This window comes from Lysobacter fragariae, assembly GCF_054779775.1.
Genome location: NZ_BAAGXP010000001.1, coordinates 237245 through 256139 on the forward strand (window position 1 = coordinate 237245; position 18895 = coordinate 256139).

The window sequence follows — 18895 nt, forward strand, 5'->3', positions numbered from 1 at the left end:
GGTCTGCGAAATGGTCAGAGACGTTCGATGATCGTGGCGATTCCCATGCCGCCGCCCACGCACAGCGTGGCGAGGCCGTAGCGCTGCTGGCGCGCTTCCAGCTCATCGATCAGGGTGCCGAGGATCATGCAACCGGTCGCGCCGAGCGGATGGCCCATCGCGATCGAGCCGCCGTTGACGTTGATCTTTTCCCACGGCACGTTGAGGTCCTTCTGGAACTTCATCACCACCGCGGCAAAGGCCTCGTTGACTTCGAACAGGTCGATCTGGTCGATGGTCATCCCCGCTTTCGCCAACGCCTTGCGCGTCGCCGGCGCAGGGCCGGTCAACATGATGGTTGGATCGGTGCCGGTGATTGCAGTCGACACGATGCGCGCACGCGCGGTGAGGCCGAGCGCCTTGCCCTTGGCCGGTGAGCCGATCAGCATCGCGGCGGCGCCATCGACGATGCCCGACGAATTGCCCGGGGTGTGCACGTGCTGGATGCGCTCGACCTGCGGATAAACGCGGATGGCAGTCGCATCGAAGCCGTAATCGCCCATTTGCTGGAAGCTCGGCTTCAGCGCGCCAAGACCTTCCTTCGAGGCATCGGCGCGGATGAATTCGTCGTGATCGAGCAGCGTTACGCCGTTGCTGTCCAACACCGGCAGCAGCGACTTCCTGAACTTGCCCGCGGCACTCGCGGCCGCAGCCTTCTTCTGCGAATCGAGCGCGAATGCATCGACGTCGTCACGCGAAAAGCCTTCGAGCGTCGCGATCAGATCGGCACCGACGCCCTGTGGCACGAAGTTGGTGTGCAAGTTGGTCTGCGGGTCCAGCGCCCAAGCGGCGCCGTCGGAACCCATCGGCACGCGCGACATCGACTCGACGCCGCCGGCGACGACGAGATCTTCCATGCCGCCGCGAATCTTCGCCGCGCACAGATTCACCGCTTCCAAACCCGAGGCGCAGAAGCGATTCAGCTGCACACCGGCGACTTGCACATCCCAATCGGCCGCAAGCGCGGCGATCTTGGCGATGTCGCCGCCCTGGTCGCCGATCGGCGACACCACGCCGAGCACGATGTCGTCGACTTCGCGCGTATCGAAGCCATTGCGCGCCTGCAGGCCGCGCAGCGTATCGGCCATCAAGGTGATCGGCTTGACGCTGTGCAGCGCGCCGTCCTTCTTGCCCTTGCCGCGCGGGGTGCGCACGGCGTCGTAGATGTAGGCTTCGGTCATGGGAGTTTCTCTGGCGCCTGGGTATTGGGGAGGGAGGAAAGAATTTCAGCGTTGTGCGCACCGACCGCCACGCCGGCAAACTTCGGCGGCTCGATCGGATTCCCGAACTTGATCGCGCAGCCCGGCTGGCGCAGCGTCCGGCCATCCGGCCCGGGCACGTCGATCACCATTTCGCGTGCGAACAGTTGCGGGTGGGCGGCGGCTTCCTGCAGTGACAGCACCGGCTCCACGCAGGCATCGATCGGCGCGAAGACCTGCAACCACTCGGCGTAATCGCGTTGCGCGAAGGCATCGGCGATAAGCGGCTTCACTACCTGCGCGGCGGCCAGGTCGAGTGGCGGCGGCGTCAGTGCCGGATCGAGCCCGAGCGCCTGCAGCAGCGCGCGCGCGAACGGCGCTTCCAGCGAACCGACCGCGAACCAGCGATCGTCGCGCGTGCGATAGAAGCCGTAGAAACCGCCGCCGTTGAGGTCGGTACCCTGCACCGGCGGCGCGGGCGCTCCCTGCAGCACGCCGGGATTGAACAGCGCGTTCAACGTGTACGTCGCATCGGTCATGCTCACGTCGACGTGCTCGCCCTCGCCGGTTTGAAGGCGATGGATCACCGCGGCCAGCAGGCCGGCGACCGCATACATCGAGCCGGCCAGGTCGGCGACCTGTACGCCCGGCAGTGCGGGGCCGCGTTCGCCATCGCCGCTGTAGCCGGCCGCGCCGGACAGCGCGAGATAGTTGATGTCGTGTCCGCCGCGCCCGCGCAACGGACCGGTCTGTCCATAACCGCTGAGCGAGCAATAGATCAGGCGCGGGTTGATCGCCTTCAACGACGCGTAATCGAGGCCGAAGCGCTGCATCACGCCGGGCCGGAACGATTCCAGCACGATGTCGTATTCACCGATCAGTCGCCTGATGGTGGCAATGGATTCGGGCTGCTTGAGGTCGAGCGCCAGCGAACGCTTGCCGCGGTTGATCGTGGCATGTGCCAGCGAACCCTTGCGCGGATCGTTGTCAACGTACGGAGGCAGCATCCGCAGCAGGTCGGGACGCTCTGGCGCTTCCACGCGCACCACGTCGGCGCCGAGGTCGCTGAGCACGTGGGTGGCGAACGGGCCCGGCAACAGTGCCGAGAAATCCAGCACCTTCAACCCGGCCAGCGGTGAAATCGTTGCGGTCACTTGCGCTCCCACACGACTGCGCCGGCTTGCGCGTTCGCCTCCACCAGCGGCGCGTAGTGTTTCTCGATCAGGTTGCGACGCAGCTTCAGTGTTGGCGTGAGCAGTTCGTTGTCCGGCGTCCAGTCCTGGTCCACCACCACGACGCGGTCGATGCGCTCGTGTGTCGGCAGGGTCGGGTTGAGCGCGGCGAGGAATGCCTGCAGATCACGCTCCACATCAGCGCGTGGCTGCGCCTTGGCCGCGGGCGTCAGCGTGGCCAGCGCGACCGGCTGCTTCATGCCGGCGCCCATCACGCAGACCTGGCCGAGCAGCCCACTGCGCGTCAGCTCCGCTTCCAGCGGATACGGCGCGATGTATTCGCCCTTCGCTGTCTTGAAGATTTCCTTGGTGCGGCCGGTGACCTTGAGTCGCCCGTTCGCATCGAATTCGCCAACGTCACCGGTATGCAGCCAGCCGTCACGCAACACTTCGGCGGTGGCTTCAGGGTTCTTGTAGTAACCCTTGAACAGCGCCGGACCCGCGAGCAGGATTTCACCGCCTTCGCCGATGCACACCTGCGCCGTCGGCAACGGCTTGCCGACCGTGCCGAAACCTTTTTTCCCGTCGAGCTGTATCGTGCCGTGGCCGAAGCTCTCGCTCATCGCGTAGACGTCGGCGTGCTGCATGCCCAGGCTGGCCCAGAAGTGCATCGCCGGCAGCGGCGCCGCGGCGGAGCCAATCCCGGTGAAGCGCACGCGATCCATGCCGAGCTGCTTGCGTATTTTCCTGCGCACCAGCGTTCCGACCAGCGGCAGGCGCAGCAGGCGCTGCAACTTCGCCGAGGGCACCTTTGCCTCGATGCCCTGCTGCATCACCACCCACAGGCGCGGCACGGTACCGAAGATCGTGGGGCGCACCGTGCGCAGGTCTTCGGCGAAGGTCTCGACCCTCTCATTGAACGCCATCGCCATGCCGCTGTACAGCGACACCATCTCGCCCATCACGCGCTCGGCCACGTGCGCCAGCGGCAGGTGCGACAGCCAGCTGTCGCCCGGCCTGGCCCCTTCCGCCCGTGCGATCTCGGTGCCCATCACCGCGGCGGCGCGATAGTGCTGCACCACGCCCTTGGGCTGGCCGGTGGTGCCGGACGTGAATACGATGGTGAAGGTTTCATCGAGGTCGGGTCGGCGATCGCTGCGATCGGGCGCGATGTCGATGAAGTCCTGCCAGCGCGTCTGCGCAGGCGCAGTCGGATACGGGAACGCGACCGTTTCGATGCTGTCCGGCAAGGCCGCTGGCACGCGCGCGGCATCGTCGAACTTGCCGAGGAAGATCAGCTTGGCCTCGGTGAGCTCGAGCACATAACGCGCGCTCGCGGTCGACTGGGTCGCGTACAGCGGCACGCTGACGTGTCCCGCCATCATGATGCCGAGATCGGTGACGACCCATTCGGCGCAGTTCTTCGACCAGATCGCGATGTTGCTGCCGGGCGGATAACCGCGTGCCTTCAAGGCCGCCGCCACGCGCCGCGCCTGCTCGCCGACTTCCCGCCAGGTGTAGTCGCGCCACACGCGATTCACCGGTTGGCGCAGGTACACCGCGTCGGGCCGCGTGCGCTCCCAGTGGTAGAGCATCTCCAACGGGCTTCGCAATGTGTTGGCAGTCGCTTGAGTCATGGATATGCCCTTGTGAATTCAGCTCGATGTTGCATTGGTGGCGGCGAACGCCCTGGCAAGCGTATCGCCCACCACCGCGCTGCCGGACAGCGACCAGCCACCGTCGACGGGGATCACCGCGCCGGTCACGTAGGACGCCGCAGGCGATGCCAGCCACAGGCAGGCGTCGGCGATTTCCTGCACGCGGCCATAGCGCTGCAACGGCACGCTCTGGGCGACCTGGCGCGACAGTTGCGGAGTGGGCGCGAGTCGCTGCATGCCTTCCGTGCCTTCGATCGGACCCGGGGCGATGGAATTCACGCGCACGCCCAGCGGGCCCCACTCCAACGCCGCCACGCGCGTGACCATGTCGACGCCGGCTTTCGCGGCGCAGGCATGGACCTGCAGCGGCATGGGTTGGGACGCCTGCGGCGCGGAGATATTGATCACCACCGCACCCGGCTTGCGCAGGAAGGCGAAAGCCGCATGCAGCACGTGGAAGGTGCCGAGCAGGTCGATGTCGACCACGCTCTTGAAGCCGTTGGGCGACAGGCCCGCAGCTGGCGCCGGGAAATTCCCCGCCGCGCCCGACACCAGCACGTCGATGGCGCCATGGCGCCCGTGCGCGTCGCGCAACGCGGCCTCGATCGCCACGTGGTCGCGCACGTCGGCGGCGTAGCCGGCCGCTTCAGCGCCGAGTGCTCGCAGGGAGGCGACCGCTGCATCCACCTTGTCCTGCGAGCGCGACAGCACGCTCACGCGGGCGCCCGCACTGGCAAACGCCTGGGCGATGCCGAGGTTGATGCCACTGGTGCCGCCCGCGACAAAGACATGGGCGTCGGCGAATGAATGCGGAATGCTCATGCGATCGTTGCGGCTCATGTGCCGAAATCCGGCTTACGCTTCTGCATGGCGGCGGCAATGACTTCGTCCAGGTCGCTGGACAGCAACATCCCCGCATTCCACGTCGCCACGTAATTCAGGCCCTCGGCGACGCTGTGGTCGCGCGCATGCACCAGCATCTCCTTGCTGCCACGCACCGCCAGCGGCGATTTCGCCGCGATGATACGTGCCATCTGCTGCACGCCCTCGAAAAGCTCGTCGGACGAGTCGTAGCAACGATTGACCAGGCCCAGCGCCTGCGCCTCGCGGCCGTCGACCACCCGCGCGGTGTACGCCAGCTCACGCGCGATGCCGTCGCCGACGATCTTCGGCAGCCGCTGCAGGGTACCCAGGTCGGCGGTCACCGCGAGGTCGACTTCCTTCACCGAGAACTTCGCATCGGCGCTGCAATAACGGATGTCGCAAGCACAGGCGATGTCGATGCCGCCACCGATGCAGGCGCCGTGGATCGCGGCCAGCACCGGCACGCGGCAGCGCTCGATCGTCGACACCACGTCCTGCAGGTCGAGCAGGTCGCGACGCAGGTTTTCACGGGTGCGGCCGGCGCAGCCGTGCGGATCGATCGCCTCTTGCTGCAGGTCCAGCAGCATCGACAGGTCGATGCCGGCGGTGAAATTCGCGCCGTTGCCGCGCAATACGGCCACGCGCACGTCGCGGTGGGCATCGATCTCGACAAATGCCGCGCGCAGTTCGTTCCACAGCGCCCGGTGCAGCGCGTTCGCCTTGTGCGGACGATCAAAGGCGACGATGGCGATGCCATCCTCGATGTGCAGCTGGAGTGACTGGTACGTCATCGCAGGGTCCGGTGGCTGGGTCGATTCATCACCGCGGATCAGCGCCCGCTGAAGCGCGGCGAACGCTTCTCCATGAACGCGCTCACGCCTTCGAGGAAGTCGGCGGTGCGGCCGAGTTCGCGCTGGTAGTCGCGCTCCAGCGCCAGCTGGTCGGTGAGCGTGTTGGCAGTCGCAGCATGGATGGCTTTCTTGGTCCGCAGCGCCGCCTGGGGCGGTGCGAGCGCGAGCCGCTGCAGCAGCGCTTCGGTGGCGTCGGCGAACTGGTCGTCGTCCACGCAACGCCAGATCATGCCCCACTGCTCGGCCTGTTCGGCGCTGATCGGTTCGGCAAGCAAAGACAGCGCCATCGCGCGCGCCGGTCCGATCAGGTGCGGCAGGAACCACGTGCCGCCCATGTCCGGCAGCAGGCCCACCTTGGCGAACGCCTGCAGGAAGCTCGCTGAGCGCGTGGCGATCACCACGTCGCAGGCCAGCGCGAAATTCGCACCGGCACCGGCCGCAACGCCGTTGACGGCGCACAGCACCGGCACGTGAAGGCCTCGCAGCGTTTCGACGATGGGGTTGTAATGGTCTTCGAGCACCTCGCCCAGGTCGGGCACGGCGCCATCGGACGACAGGCTGGTGAGGTTCGCGCCCGCGCAGAAGCCGCGCCCGCTGCCGGTGATCAGCAGAACGCGCACATCGGGATCGTTCGCCACGTGCGCCAGCGCGGCGATGATCTCCAGGCTCATGTTGGTGTCGAGGCTGTTGAGGCGCTTGGGCTGGTTTAGGGTCAACCGGGCGATGCCGCCGGTGCTGTCGAACTGGATGGATTCGTAGGCGTTCACGCGTGCGGGTGTCTCGTTGTGTGGGCTGGGACGTGCGGCGGCACGGTTGGACACGGAATCCACGTCAGTCCGCCAGCAGCTTGCGGCTGATGATTTCCTTCATGACTTCCGAAGTCCCGGCGAAGATGCGCTGGATGCGCACGTCGGCATAGATCCGGCAGATCGGGTACTCCAGCATGTAGCCGTAGCCGCCGTGCAGCTGCAGGCATTCGTCGGCCACGCGGCCGACCATCTCGGTGGTGATCAGCTTGATGCCCGCGGCGGTCTCGGCATCCAGCTTGCGATCGTTGTGCAGGCGCACGCAGTGGTCGACGAAGGCCTGCGACGCGTCGATCTGCGCGCGCAGCTCGGCCAGCTTGAAGCGGGTGTTCTGGAAGTCGGCGATGCGCTGGCCGAAGGCCTTGCGGCCCTTCACGTAATCGATCGTTGTCTGCAATGCGGACTCGGCCGCGGCCACCGCACCGATCGCGCAGGTCAGGCGCTCCTGCGCCAGCCCGTGCATCATGTACTTGAAGCCCTTGACCGGATCGCCCAGCACGTTGGCGGCCGGCACGCGCACATCGTTGAAGAACAGCTCGGACGTGTCCTGGCTGTGCATGCCGAGTTTCTCGAGCTTGCGCCCACGCTCGAAGCCCGGCATGCCGCGCTCGACCAGGAACAGGCCGATCGCATGCGGCTGGTCCGGCACGGTGCGCGCGGCGACGATCACCAGGTCGGCGTTGATGCCGTTGGAGATGAAGGTCTTGGCGCCGTTGAGGATCCAGTCGTCGCCATCGCGCACCGCGGTGGCGCGCATGCCTGCGAGGTCGGAACCGGTGCCGGGCTCGGTCATCGCCAACGCGAGGATGCACTCGCCGCTGGCGGCCTTGGGCAGGAAGCGCTGCTTCTGTTCGTCGTTGCCGAAGTGGGCGAGGTACGGCGCGACCACGGTCGAATGCAGGCCGGTGAACAGCCCGGTCTCGTTGATCCGCCCGATCTCCTCGAGTACGACCTGCTCGTAGCGGAAGTCCTGCAGCCCCGAACCGCCCAGCGACTCGTCCAGCCAGGTCAGCAGGAAACCCTGCTCGCCCAGCCCTTGCCAGGCCTCGCGCGGGACGATGCCGTCCTCCAGCCATTTCTGCTGGTGCGGTACGACTTCCTTATCGAGATAGCGGCGCACGGCGTCGCGGAAGGCTTCGTGTTCGGAGTCGAAATGCTGGCGGTCCAATGGATGCTCTGTCGCGGCTGCGATGGTGCACGCAGGCTAGGAGCGTCACGCAACGCGGACAATGGCACGGCCGCTCAACTATCGTGGCCGATCCGCTCAATCGTGCACGACACCCCGGTGGGCACGCGAGCGCGCTTGGAGGCTCTGGAATACGTGGTCATAGTGGCCAAGCCGCCCGGCGTGCGGGAGTTACAGCGATGAAGCCTCAGGCGGTCTGCCGGCCATCCCGATAGGCACTGGGAGCAAGGCCGGTCCACTTCCTGAAGGCACGGTGGAAGGTACTGGGCTCGGAAAATCCGGTCCGGCGCGCGATCTCTGCGATCGACAGCGTGGTCTCGGCGAGCAGGCCGACGGCAAGGTCGCGACGCCAATGGTCCTTGAGTGACTGGAAGCTGTTGCCTTCCTGCTGCAGGTGGCGCCGAAGACTTTGGGGGCTCATCGCCAGGCGTGCGGCAGCAGCGTCCAGGTCAACCGCCGGCCCGTCATCGCTGTCGCTGAACATGCGTCGCACGCGGGCGCTCAGGTGATGACCGTGCTCCCGTCTCGACAGCAAATCGTAGGGGGAGCGCTGCAGGAACACGCGCAGGCTGGCTTCATCCTGCAGCAACGGCATATCGAGGTGCCGCGAATGGAACACGATTGCCGTCGCGCCCTCGTCAAAGCGCAGCGGCGCTCCGAAGATGAGGTCGTACTCATGGCGGTGTGCGGGCGACGGATAGGCAAAGCTCGCCTCGATCAGCGGAATGCGCTGGCCGACCAGCCAGCTGCTGAGGCGGTGCCAGATCACCAGCAGGGTTTCGGCGAAGAAATGATCCGGATCGTCGAAATCGCTCAGGTCGAGAACGATGCTGGCGCGTTCGCCATCGCGCCGAAGCTGGACGTGGCCATGATCCTGGAGCAGCGCATAGAAGCGCACGCTGCGGCGTAGCGCCGCCTCGAGCGAGCGGCAATGGATGATCGCGTTGCACATCATCGCGAAGCTGCCGTAGCGGACAGCCCTGCGACCGAAACCCAGCGACTCGTCGTCCATCCCGCGCCAGGTCACCTGGATCAGGCGCGCGAACTGCTCGAAACTGATGCGCGCGCGTGACTCGTGCAGGACGTCGGGGGAAATGCCGGCTTCGCCGAGCAACCACGAAATGTCCACGCCACGACGCCGCGCGCCATGCAGGCAGGCGCGCACGAAATGACTACTGATGGTGCGTTGGACGGGTGGCGGCATGGAATCGGGCGCGTGCCTGACCGGGTGCTGGGTGCCGGGATACAGCATCGCCGGGTTTACGGCGGCCGCCCATCGTCGGAAGCGACGATTGCGGCCGTCGGCTGGGCGTCAGACCGCCACCGGCGCCTTGATCGCCGGAAGCGGGTCGTAGCCTTCGATGGCGATGTCGTCGAAGGTAAAACCGAAGATGTCGGAGACGTCAGGATTCAGCTTCAGCTGCGGCAGCGCGCGCGGCGTGCGCGACAGCTGTTCGCGCGCCTGATCGAAGTGGTTCGAGTACAGGTGCGCGTCGCCCAGCGTATGCACGAAGTCGCCCACGCCCAGACCGCACACCTGCGCGACCATGTGCGTGAGCAGCGCATAGCTGGCGATGTTGAACGGCACGCCCAGGAAGATGTCGCCGCTGCGCTGGTACAGCTGGCAGCTGAGCTTCCCGTCGGCGACGTAGAACTGGAACATGGTGTGGCACGGCATCAGCGCCATGCGCGGGAGGTCGGCGACGTTCCACGCAGAGACGATCAGGCGACGTGAATCGGGATTGCGCTTGATTTCATCAACCACCCACCTGATCTGGTCGATCTCGCTGCCGTCGGAACCGGTCCAGCGACGCCACTGCTTGCCGTAGACCGGGCCGAGTTCGCCGTTCGCGTCGGCCCACTCGTCCCAGATCGAGACCTTGTTGTCCTTCAGGTAGGCGATATTCGTTTCGCCCTGCAGGAACCACAGCAGCTCGTGGACGATCGAGCGCAGGTGCAGTTTCTTGGTGGTGACCAGCGGAAAGCCTTCGGCCAGGTCGAAGCGCAACTGCCAGCCGAACACGCTGCGCGTGCCGGTGCCGGTGCGGTCGGACTTTTCCGTGCCGTGTTCGAGGACGTGCCGCAGGAGGTCGAGGTATTGCTTCATCGCTTCGCTCTTCTTGTCGCTGCTCTAATTTCGTTGCGTCGCGTCGTCACGCTGGCTGCAGCGTCGGCTGGGTGCGCGAACGCCACAACCAGAACAGTCCCAGCGCGATCAGCGGCAGGCTGAGCACCTGACCCATCGTGAGCCAGCCGAAGGCGATGTAACCGATCTGCGCGTCGGGCACGCGGACGAATTCGACGATGAATCGGAACAGGCCGTAGAGCACCGCGAACACACCCGACACCGCATAGCGCGGGCGCGGACAGCGCGAGTACCACCACAGCACCACGAACATCACCAGTCCCTCCAACCCCGCCTGGTACAGCTGCGAGGGATGGCGCGCGTACTCGTTGAGCAATCCGGCATCGAACTGCGAGCGCAGCATCTCGTTGCTCATCACGCTCATCCGCTCCGGCAGCCCGGTAGGGAACACCACGCCCCAGTCGGCGTTGGTGAACTTGCCCCACAGCTCGCCGTTTATGTAGTTGCCCAGGCGGCCAAAGCCGAGCCCCGGCGGCACCAGCGGCGCGACGAAATCGACCGTATCGAACAGGTGCAGCTGGTGCCGGCGCGACCACCACCATGCGGCGGCCACCACGCCCAGCAGGCCGCCGTGGAAGCTCATGCCGCCCTGCCAGATCTTGAACACCTGCAGCGGGTGTTCGATGTACGCCGGCAGGTCGTAGAACAGGATGTAGCCAAGGCGCCCGCCGAGGACGACGCCGATCATCGCGTAGAACATCAGGTCGCCGAAGGCCTGTTCGTCCACACCGGGCAGTCGTCCGGCGCGCACGCGGCTGCGCCCCAGCCACCAGGCCATGGCGAAACCGAGCAGGTACATCAGGCCGTACCAGTGGATCTGCGGGTGGATGCTGCCCACTGCGGGCAGGTTCCAGGTGCCAAGGTCGAGGGCGATCGGGTCGATCTGGTGCAGTACGGTCATGCCGGGCTCCGCGGGGGTGCCCGTATTGTGCCTTCCGGAGGTCGTCGAGGGGTGTGCGACGGGCTGCACGCGACCATGGAATCGGGCTACGAAGCCCCGACACCCAATCGGCGTTGAGGCTGGACCTGCCCACCCGGACGGTAGGCCTCGCGCCACCAACGGTTGGCCGGCTCGCGCAGGAGTGCGGCGAAGGCCTGCTCCTTCCCCTCGCGGGCCTGCGTCGCCCAGTGACGCAGGGTTTCGACCGAGCGCTCCACCGGGCTGCCGGGCTTGCGCGCGGTGAACGTCCGCACCTCCATGGCGGCTTCCTGCCCCGGCTGGCGGATGCAACGCAGCACGCCGTTCGCGGTCGGGATGGGCAACTGCTGCAAGGTCGCACCTCGCGGGCTGAGCGTGGCCGAGCAGTACAGCATCGTGACCCACCATAATGCGCCGCGCAGTTCCTCCACCACCTGGGCATGGGAGTTCGTGCGCAATCGCTGGTACATGCGTTCGATCGCGTGATGGCTGAAAACGCCGCAGACCCGCGCGTCCACGCTGATCTTGCCCGCATGCACGTTCAGCAGGAAGGTATATGCCGCCAGGACTGGTTCGACGCCGTCCGTGCGCATGACCCCTTGCGGCATCAGCAGCACGGCACAGGTCGTCCGGCCGGAAGCTTCCGTGCGCTGCTCGTTGATGTGCGCGTTGCAGCGAATCAGCGTCTCCCGTAGTTTCAGGTAGGCGACCTTGCGGTCACGGAACGCGCTATAGGGCCATTGCGACGCCCTGAGCCGCGCCGGCAGCACGCGCAGGTGAGGCGTCAGTTGCGCATCCAGCCAGCGGAACAGGTCACGGCGCAGGCCACGTGCGTGGGCCTCGGAAACATCGCGGAGGCTTATGGTCGGGATGGGGGTGTTGCCGAGCATCTGACGTCCTGTCTTCGGAAGCGGCATCCATTGCCGCAGGAGCCGCAAGCCTAGCCCGAACGCGTGCGCCATGCCATCGCAATGGTGCGCGCGCCCTTACCAGCCGATGTGGGGCGCGTCCGGAAGTTCATTGCGATCGGCTTGCCCTTCCACGCGCGGAAAGTGCGGCTCGATCAGTGCCGACAGTGCTTCGACACCCCGCACGACGGCGGCCTCAGGTTCGCCTGCCTTCAGGCGCTCCTCGATCAGCAGGCAGGCGCCGCGCCATTGCTCGGCGCTGACCAGCGCGTCGAAGCCACGGTCGGCGACTATCTCGATGCGATGGTCCGCCAGCAGCAGGTAGAGCAGCACGCCGTTGTTCGCTTGCGTGTCCCACACCCGCAGCTGCGCGAACACTTCGCGGGCGCGATCGCGCGCCTGCATGCCGGCCAGCACCGCGCGCGGATGCAGCGCGCTTTCGACGGCAAAACGGATCTCACCGGTGTGGCGGGATTCGCTGGCGGCGATGGCCTGTGCGATGTGCTGCAGGCTCTCGCCCGGAAACAGCGTCCGCGCCGACGTCGCGAACAGGTGGGTGAGGAAGCGCTTCACCAGCTGCCTCCCGCACCACCGCCGCCGGTCATGCCGCCGCCACCGGACCAGCCCCCGCCGCCCGAACTGCCGCCGCCAAACCCGCCACCGCCCCAACCGCCACCGCCAAACCCACCCCAGCCGCCGTGGTTGGCGTAGCGCCCGCTGGGCAGGTTGAACATTCCCAGCAGCAGGCCGATCAGCGCGCCCAGCCCGGCAATCGGCACCAGCGCCGTGACCAGCCATGCGGTCGCGCCGGCCGCGCCTGCGCCGGCCACGCCGCGCAGCAACCTCGGCGCCCATCCCAGCAGCCCGCGCACGACCTGCGCCACCACGAAGGCAGCGAACAATCCGAACAGCGCGGCGCCAAACGGATCTTCGGCACCTTCAGTGCCGGCCTCTCTCACCATCGGTGCCGGCAGCGTTTCGCCATCGATCAGCTTCACCAGCTGCGCCGATGCGTCGAGGACACCACCGTTGAAGTCGCCGGCACGGAACTTCGGCACCAGGTATTCCTGGATGATGCGGAACGCGGTGGCGTCTGGGATCGCGCCTTCCAGCCCGTAACCGGTGGCGATCCATGCGCGCCGGTCATCCTTGGCAACCAGCAGCAGCGCGCCATCACTGGTGCCCTTGCGACCCAGCTGGTACTGGTCGTACGCACGCACCGCGTATTGCGAAATCTCTTCCGGCTGCGTGGTCGGCACGACCAGCACCTGCAGCTGGCTGCCCTTGCGCTGCTGCAGCGCGAGGGCCTGTGCTTCGAGTTGCTGCTTCGTCGCGGCATCCAGCGTCATCGTAGTGTCGATGACCGGGCCGGTTAACGGTGGAATCGGCGCCAGCTGTTGTGCGGACGCACTACCGATACCGACCAGCGCCAGCCACAACAGCAGCAGCAGCGCGGCGATGTGCCACGGCTTCAACGCGTGCACGGCCATGTCCGAGCGTCGCCCGGAACCATCGAGATCAACCGCCCGACGGTGCCGGCTGCTGGCTGAAGTCGACCTTCGGCGGCTCCTGGATCTGCTGCTCGTTCTCGACGGTGAAGTTCGGCTTGACCTTGTAGCCGAACATCATCGCGGTGAGGTTCTGCGGGAACGAACGGATGAAGGTGTTGTAGTCCTGCACCGACGTGATGTAGCGCTGGCGCTCGACGGCGATGCGGTTTTCCGTGCCTTCCAGCTGCGCCTGCAGCTGCACGAAACTCTGGTCCGCCTTGAGGTCCGGGTAGTTTTCCGTCACCACGAGCAGGCGACCGATGGCGCTCTTGAGCTCGGTCTGCGCCTGCTGGTACTGCTGCAGCGACGCTGGATCGTCCGCATTGACGTTGATGCTGCCGACCTTCGACCGCGCCTCAGTGACCTGGGTGAGCACCGTCTGCTCGTGACTGGCATAACCGCGCACGGTCGCCACCAGGTTGGGCACCAGGTCGGCGCGGCGCTTGTACACGTTGAGCACCTGCGACCAGGCGGCCTTCACCGCTTCGTCCTTCTGCTGGATGCCGTTGTAGCCGCAGCCGCTGAGCAGGCTGGCCATTGCCACGACAGCCAACGCCATGAAGACCTTGCGCATGTCCATTCCCCGGTGGGTGAAGGTGAATGGGCGCATTGCAGCATTCGGGAATTAAGGCAGCGTGATGATGCGCGCCACGAACGCGTGCTCGGGTGGTCGAAACACACTCATCGTCATTGCTGTCGTGGTGTCCGGAGTCGATGCAGCGTCAGCTGCCTTGGCAACCTTGGAGCCGCAACGGCTGCAAACCGGCGATCGGAAGCGATGCGCCGGCCCTGCGTGACCTTCAGTCCGCCATCACCCGCTGCTGCGCCCTGCGCTTCGCCCACAGGTTCAGGCACTCCACCAGCGCCGAGAAACCCATCGCGCCGTAGATGTAACCCTTCGGGATGTGGAGCCCGAAGCCCTCGGCGATCAGGTACACGCCCACCAGCACGATGAAGGCGAGCGCCAGCATCTTGATCGTCGGGTTGCGTTCGATGAAATGACCCAGCGGCGTGGCGGCCAGCAGCATCACGCCCACGGCCAGCAGGATCGCCGCGACCATCACCGGTTTCTGGTTGGCCATGCCGACCGCGGCGATCACCGAGTCAAGCGAGAACACGATGTCGATCACCGCGATCTGCGCGATCACGCCCATGAACGACACCGCCGGCCGGGTATGGATGTCCTCGGATTCCCCCTCGCCGATGATCAGGTCCTTGATCTCGGAGGTGCCCTTCACCAGCAGGAACACGCCGCCCAGGATCAGCACCAGGTCGCGGACGGAGATGCCCTGGCCGAACAGGCGGAACAGGTCCTGAGTCAGGCCGGCCAGCCACGCCAGCGTCAGCAGCAAGCCGATTCGCGTGAGGCACGCGACCGCGATGCCGAACTTGCGCGCCTTCTCGCGCTGCACCAGCGGCAGCTTGCTCACGGCGATGGAGATGAAGACCAGGTTGTCGATGCCCAGCACGATCTCGATCGCGCTCAGGGTAATCAGGGTGATCCAGGTCTGGGGGTCGGTCAGCAGTTCGATCACTTGCGAATTCTCGTTGGGCGGGTCTGGACCCGCCGTCAGGCTTGTTGGGAAGCAGGCGCGTTGGAAAGCCGGCGGGTCAAGACCCGCCCTACAGAACGCGCGGCAGCAGGATCGCGCCCCACACCAGCAGTACGTTCATCATCAGCACGAACACCGCGGCCGAGCCCATGTCCTTGGCGCGACCGGCCAGTTCGTGGAATTCCGGGCCGTAGCGTTCGATCACGGCCTCGATGGCCGAATTCAGCAGTTCGATGCTCATCACCAGCAGCATCGATCCGATCAGCAGCACGCGTTCCACCGGCGTCTGCCCGAGCCACCAACCCACCGGCGCCAGGAGGACGAACAGGTAGACCTCGAGCCGGAAGGAGGATTCATGCAGCCACGCCGCATACAGGCCCTGCATCGACCATTTGCCCGCCTTGAGGATGCGGCCCGGACCGCGCGGCAGGTGACCCTTCTCGTCAGCCACGGTGGAGCTCCTGCGGCGCACGCGCGGCGGCGGAACGGAAGGCTTGGGAACTGGGCATGTCGCGGTTTCCGGTGTGGCCACGCAAGGGCCGGGCGAATGCGTCCGCAGGTTGCGCGGCCGGCCCCGGATTTTGCCACAAGCCCCCCGTTGCCGCCCCGGCCGCCGAGACGGCGACAGGAACGGCAAGGCCATCCGACAGGCTGCCTGGTACGAAGCTGGCGGGAATGCGCGAGATCGCTCATCGAACCGGCGGTTTGTGGGCAATATCCGCCAGCAAAGTCCGCCGACCGAATCCGTTCGCAGCGTGACTGGGCAATTCCGCTGCGGCCAACACAAAACCGCTCCAAGCGTCATTGCTCCATAACGGCCACGAGCGCAGTGTCGCAGGCCCGCCCCCAAGGAGCATCACCATGGCCGCAAATCCAATTCCCGAGGGTTACCACAGCGTCAATGCCTACCTGATCGTCGAGGATGCCGCCCGCGCGATCGACTTCTACCAGCGTGCCTTCGACGCCCAGGAGCTGTATCGGCTGCCGATGAAGGACAACGATGGCAAGGAAAAGGTGGGCCACGCGGAAATCCGCATCGGCGACACCCAGCTGATGCTGTCGGACGAGTGGCCGGAAATGCAGGCACTGGGCCCTAACAAACGCGGCGGCGCGACGGCCAGCTTCGTGATCTATGGCCCCGATGCCGACGCCGCGTGGAAGCGCGCGGTGGATGCCGGCGCCAAGCCGGAGCGCCCGGTGAAAGAAGAATTCTGGGGCGATCGCATGGGCACCGTGATCGATCCGTTCGGCCACAAATGGTCGCTGGGCACGCACGTGCGCGACGTGAGCCCGGACGAGATGAAGAAGGCCATGGAGGAATGGAGCGCGCAGAACAAGACGGCGAATGCCTGAGTGGTATTCCGCACCCGAAGTCGAAGGAAGTCCAGGAACGTCCTTCGACTTCGCCGCGTTGCGGTTACGCTCAGGATGAGCGGAAATCATTCGTGGGGGATTCGCGCCCGAGGATCGCGCTCAATGCACTCGGTTATCGGTTCCCAGTTCTCGGCTCCCGGTCCGAAGTCCGAAGTCCGAAGATGCTCTGCGCCCCGGATGTACAGACACCCCGGGACCCGCTCATCCTGAGCGTAGGCCGCAGGCCGAAGTCGAAGGACCCGCTACTTCTCGTCGCGGAAAATCGCGGTACCGCGCGAACCGTCCGGCCTGATCCACGCGCGGTACATGCCTGTCGTGTTGAACGGCATCGCGATGTTGCCGTCGCGATCCAGCGCGATCGCCCCACCATCGCCACCAGCAGCCGGCACGATCCTGTCGACCACCTCTTCCGCGGCCGTCGCCAGCGTATCGCCGCGATAAGCCACACGCGCGCAGATGTCGTGCGCGACCGCATTGCGGATGTAGAACTCACCCCAACCCGTGCCCGACACGCCGCAACGTTCGTCCGCCCAGGTGCCCGCTCCGATCACCGGCGAATCGCCGACGCGACCCCACTTCTTGTTGGTCATGCCGCCGGTACTGGTCGCCGCAGCGATGTGGCCCTGCGCATCGAGTGCGACCGCACCGACGGTCCCGAAATACTTGCCCTTCTCCACCAGCGCCGCGCCCGATTTTTCCTTCGCCTGCGCTTCTTCCAGCTGCTTGCGGCGACGCTCGGTGTCGAACCAGCTGTTCGGCACCCGCTCGATCTGGTCCTGCGAATCGGCGAACTTCTCCGCGCCCAGTCCGGCAAGCATCACGTGCGGGCTGTGTTCCATTACCGCGCGCGCCAGCCGGATCGGGTTGCGCACGGTGGTGACGCCGGCGACAGCACCCGCACGGCGGGTGTGGCCTTCCATGATCGACGCATCCAGCTCGTGCCCACCCTCGGCGTTGAACACCGCGCCCTTGCCGGCGTTGAACTGCGGCGCTTCCTCCATGACGACGATCGCCGCCTCCACCGCGTCGAGCGCGCTGCCGCCCTTCGCGAGTACGGCATTGCCTGCGTCCAGCGCGCGATTGAGCGCGGCACGGACGTCGCGTTCCTCCTGCTCGGTCATCGCACTGCGCTCGATCACGCCGGCGCCGCCGTGGATCACCAGCGCGGTCGTCGGCTTGTCGGCGGCCTGGACGCTCATTGCGGCAAAAGCGAGGAGGAGTGCGGAAATCTGGCGCATGGCGGGTCCTGGAAGATCATGACCGGGCAAGCATAATCCGCCTCGCGTGAGGCTTTCCGTGCAGACCTTGCCGTGATTGCGTGGAGGGGGCGCCGGACCGTCGCCGCGAAATCACGCTCGTGATGACAACCGATCCAGCCACTATGTCAGGGTCAGGCAAAGCGGATCACCGCGGTGGTGCCGACGCCCGGGGCGCTATTGAGCGCCACCGGCCAGCCGAAGCGCTCGCCCAGGCGACGCACGATCGACAGGCCCATGCCACGACCCTCCTCGCGCATCGGATCGGCGCGGTAGAACGGATCGAAGGCCTTCGCCAGCGCTTCGGGCGTCATGCCGATGCCGGTGTCGTGCACTTCGATCCGGTCCGGCAGGAGATGCAGCTGGATGTGGCCCGCGTCGGTGAAGCGCACCGCATTGCCCAGCAGGTTGCCCACCATCACCGCCAGCACGTGGGGCGGCGCGAACAGGTGCGGCACGCCTTCGTCGATCACGTCGAGCTCGATCGGCCGTCCGGCCAACAGCGGCTGCACGCGCGCGACTTCGTGCGCCACGATTTCGCGCACGTCGAATTCCTCGCTGAGCGGCTCCACTTCCGCCTCGCGCGCGAGGATCAGGAAGGCGTCGATCACCGCTTCCATGTCGCGACCGGCGCGATGCACGCGTTGCAGCGAGCGCAGCTGGCGCGAGCTGGCTTCCGGGTCGGCCAGCATCAGGTCGGTGGCGACGCGGATGACGGTGAGTGGCGTACGCAGCTCGTGGCTGGCGTCGCGGGTGAAGTCGCGTTCGCGCTGCACGAATTGCGCGACGCGATCAGCCAGTCCGGTCAATGCACCGGTGAGCTGAAGCACCTCGGGGCCGGAGTCCAGCGGCAGGTGGGGCGATCGGATCACGCTGGTGTCGGGCGCGCGCGGATCCCAGCGCAGGACGACGTCGGCCAGCCAGCTGACCGGCGCCACCAGTCGCTTGGAAGTGCGGTAGGTCCAGAAGGAGAGTGAAAGGCCGGTCAGCAATGCGAGCAGCAGCAGGCCGAACGCGGTCCACAGGATCACCGTATCCAGCAGGCTGGTGTTGTAGACCAGCACGAAGCGGCCCGCCGGCTTCTCGTCCACATACGCCGTGCGGCCAAGCAGTTCCGGCACGTGGTGCAGGCCGGGAGGCAGGTTCCGCAGCGACGGCGGCAGCGCCTCGATGTCGCCCTGGGCGGGAACGAAGTAGCTGCTCATCGTCGTGCTGCGTGGCAGCGACGTCTCGCCATCATGCAGCGCGGCCCAGAACGCGGCGGTTTCGCGCTTGACCGCCTGTTCCACCGCGAAGTGGCGCACCAGCAGGCTGCCCGCCAGGGTGAGCAGGCAGATGACGACACCGGCAATCACGCCCTGCGTGACGAACGCCAGTCTGATCCTGCGCGGCAAGCCGTGCTGCATCGGGAGCC

At 66.4% G+C, this 18895-nt stretch carries 19 protein-coding genes; 1 reads left to right on the forward strand and 18 read right to left on the reverse strand.

What is annotated here, in order from left to right; genetic code table 11:
* Positions 1-14: 14 nt before the first annotated feature.
* The 16 genes from ACYVD7_RS01065 to ACYVD7_RS01140 form a co-directional block, all read right to left on the reverse strand.
* Positions 15-1220, reverse strand: a complete 1206-nt coding sequence (locus tag ACYVD7_RS01065) for an acetyl-CoA C-acetyltransferase (RefSeq protein WP_460758229.1) — start codon at positions 1218-1220, stop codon at positions 15-17.
* Entirely contained in the window at positions 1217-2392 is a 1176-nt protein-coding gene (locus ACYVD7_RS01070) for a CaiB/BaiF CoA transferase family protein (RefSeq protein WP_460758232.1), read from the reverse strand. The genes ACYVD7_RS01065 and ACYVD7_RS01070 overlap by 4 nt, the downstream gene beginning before the upstream one ends.
* Complete coding sequence (locus tag ACYVD7_RS01075) at positions 2389-4047, reverse strand: AMP-binding protein (RefSeq protein ID WP_460758233.1); 1659 nt, start codon at positions 4045-4047, stop codon at positions 2389-2391. The genes ACYVD7_RS01070 and ACYVD7_RS01075 overlap by 4 nt, the downstream gene beginning before the upstream one ends.
* A gap of 18 nt (positions 4048-4065) precedes the next feature.
* The gene (locus ACYVD7_RS01080) at positions 4066-4908 is read right to left on the reverse strand and encodes an SDR family oxidoreductase (protein WP_460758235.1); all 843 of its coding nucleotides are present in this window, start codon (positions 4906-4908) and stop codon (positions 4066-4068) included.
* Positions 4905-5723, reverse strand: a complete 819-nt coding sequence (locus tag ACYVD7_RS01085) for a crotonase/enoyl-CoA hydratase family protein (RefSeq protein ID WP_460758237.1) — start codon at positions 5721-5723, stop codon at positions 4905-4907. Before ACYVD7_RS01085 ends, ACYVD7_RS01080 begins: the two co-directional genes overlap by 4 nt.
* Positions 5724-5761: 38 nt before the next feature.
* Positions 5762-6604, reverse strand: coding sequence for an enoyl-CoA hydratase (locus ACYVD7_RS01090; RefSeq protein WP_460758239.1), 843 nt, complete (start codon positions 6602-6604; stop codon positions 5762-5764).
* A gap of 10 nt (positions 6605-6614) precedes the next feature.
* A complete protein-coding gene (locus ACYVD7_RS01095) occupies positions 6615-7757 on the reverse strand; it encodes an acyl-CoA dehydrogenase family protein (RefSeq protein WP_460758241.1) in 1143 nt (380 codons plus the stop codon).
* A 205-nt stretch (positions 7758-7962) separates the two neighbouring features.
* The gene (locus tag ACYVD7_RS01100) at positions 7963-9027 is read right to left on the reverse strand and encodes an AraC family transcriptional regulator (RefSeq protein WP_460758243.1); all 1065 of its coding nucleotides are present in this window, start codon (positions 9025-9027) and stop codon (positions 7963-7965) included.
* A 60-nt stretch (positions 9028-9087) separates the two neighbouring features.
* Positions 9088-9882, reverse strand: coding sequence for a thymidylate synthase (locus tag ACYVD7_RS01105; protein WP_460758245.1), 795 nt, complete (start codon positions 9880-9882; stop codon positions 9088-9090).
* 46 nt (positions 9883-9928) lie between these two features.
* A complete protein-coding gene (lgt, locus tag ACYVD7_RS01110) occupies positions 9929-10822 on the reverse strand; it encodes a prolipoprotein diacylglyceryl transferase (protein ID WP_460758247.1) in 894 nt (297 codons plus the stop codon).
* A gap of 86 nt (positions 10823-10908) precedes the next feature.
* Positions 10909-11730 carry a hypothetical protein gene (locus ACYVD7_RS01115; protein ID WP_460758249.1) on the reverse strand — a complete coding sequence of 274 codons (822 nt, stop codon included), beginning with the start codon at positions 11728-11730 and terminating at the stop codon, positions 10909-10911.
* 96 nt (positions 11731-11826) lie between these two features.
* Positions 11827-12321: a TPM domain-containing protein gene (locus ACYVD7_RS01120; protein ID WP_460758251.1), complete on the reverse strand. Its 495-nt coding sequence runs from the start codon at positions 12319-12321 to the stop codon at positions 11827-11829.
* Positions 12318-13238 carry a TPM domain-containing protein gene (locus ACYVD7_RS01125; protein WP_460758252.1) on the reverse strand — a complete coding sequence of 307 codons (921 nt, stop codon included), beginning with the start codon at positions 13236-13238 and terminating at the stop codon, positions 12318-12320. Before ACYVD7_RS01125 ends, ACYVD7_RS01120 begins: the two co-directional genes overlap by 4 nt.
* A 28-nt stretch (positions 13239-13266) precedes the next feature.
* Positions 13267-13872 (reverse strand): LemA family protein, encoded by a 606-nt coding sequence (locus ACYVD7_RS01130; protein WP_460758727.1) that lies wholly within the window; start codon positions 13870-13872, stop codon positions 13267-13269.
* A 226-nt stretch (positions 13873-14098) separates the two neighbouring features.
* The gene (locus ACYVD7_RS01135; protein WP_460758255.1) at positions 14099-14833 is read right to left on the reverse strand and encodes a TerC family protein; all 735 of its coding nucleotides are present in this window, start codon (positions 14831-14833) and stop codon (positions 14099-14101) included.
* 88 nt (positions 14834-14921) lie between these two features.
* Positions 14922-15302: a diacylglycerol kinase gene (locus tag ACYVD7_RS01140; protein WP_460758256.1), complete on the reverse strand. Its 381-nt coding sequence runs from the start codon at positions 15300-15302 to the stop codon at positions 14922-14924.
* A gap of 410 nt (positions 15303-15712) precedes the next feature.
* Between ACYVD7_RS01140 and ACYVD7_RS01145 the strand changes: the two genes are divergently transcribed.
* Entirely contained in the window at positions 15713-16204 is a 492-nt protein-coding gene (locus tag ACYVD7_RS01145; protein ID WP_460758259.1) for a VOC family protein, read from the forward strand.
* A 263-nt stretch (positions 16205-16467) separates the two neighbouring features.
* On the opposite strand, the gene ACYVD7_RS01150 is transcribed toward ACYVD7_RS01145, so the two are convergent.
* Positions 16468-17463, reverse strand: a complete 996-nt coding sequence (locus ACYVD7_RS01150) for an isoaspartyl peptidase/L-asparaginase family protein (protein WP_460758262.1) — start codon at positions 17461-17463, stop codon at positions 16468-16470.
* 152 nt (positions 17464-17615) lie between these two features.
* A complete protein-coding gene (locus ACYVD7_RS01155; RefSeq protein WP_460758263.1) occupies positions 17616-18887 on the reverse strand; it encodes a sensor histidine kinase in 1272 nt (423 codons plus the stop codon).
* Between the last annotated feature and the right edge of the window lie 8 nt (positions 18888-18895).

Excerpts from the sequence above, each read along its gene's own strand:
- ACYVD7_RS01100 (WP_460758243.1), bottom strand. The coding sequence starts at position 9,027 with ATGCTGTATCCCGGCACCCAGCACCCGGTCAGGCACGCGCCCGATTCC.
- ACYVD7_RS01105 (WP_460758245.1), bottom strand. The coding sequence starts at position 9,882 with ATGAAGCAATACCTCGACCTCCTGCGGCACGTCCTCGAACACGGCACG.
- ACYVD7_RS01080 (WP_460758235.1), bottom strand. The coding sequence starts at position 4,908 with ATGAGCCGCAACGATCGCATGAGCATTCCGCATTCATTCGCCGACGCC.
- lgt (WP_460758247.1), bottom strand. The coding sequence starts at position 10,822 with ATGACCGTACTGCACCAGATCGACCCGATCGCCCTCGACCTTGGCACC.
- ACYVD7_RS01130 (WP_460758727.1), bottom strand. The coding sequence starts at position 13,872 with ATGCGCAAGGTCTTCATGGCGTTGGCTGTCGTGGCAATGGCCAGCCTG.
- ACYVD7_RS01125 (WP_460758252.1), bottom strand. The coding sequence starts at position 13,238 with ATGGCCGTGCACGCGTTGAAGCCGTGGCACATCGCCGCGCTGCTGCTG.
- ACYVD7_RS01085 (WP_460758237.1), bottom strand. The coding sequence starts at position 5,723 with ATGACGTACCAGTCACTCCAGCTGCACATCGAGGATGGCATCGCCATC.
- ACYVD7_RS01150 (WP_460758262.1), bottom strand. The coding sequence starts at position 17,463 with ATGCGCCAGATTTCCGCACTCCTCCTCGCTTTTGCCGCAATGAGCGTC.
- ACYVD7_RS01155 (WP_460758263.1), bottom strand. The coding sequence starts at position 18,887 with ATGCAGCACGGCTTGCCGCGCAGGATCAGACTGGCGTTCGTCACGCAG.
- ACYVD7_RS01115 (WP_460758249.1), bottom strand. The coding sequence starts at position 11,730 with ATGCTCGGCAACACCCCCATCCCGACCATAAGCCTCCGCGATGTTTCC.
- ACYVD7_RS01145 (WP_460758259.1), top strand. The coding sequence starts at position 15,713 with ATGGCCGCAAATCCAATTCCCGAGGGTTACCACAGCGTCAATGCCTAC.
- ACYVD7_RS01075 (WP_460758233.1), bottom strand. The coding sequence starts at position 4,047 with ATGACTCAAGCGACTGCCAACACATTGCGAAGCCCGTTGGAGATGCTC.
- ACYVD7_RS01065 (WP_460758229.1), bottom strand. The coding sequence starts at position 1,220 with ATGACCGAAGCCTACATCTACGACGCCGTGCGCACCCCGCGCGGCAAG.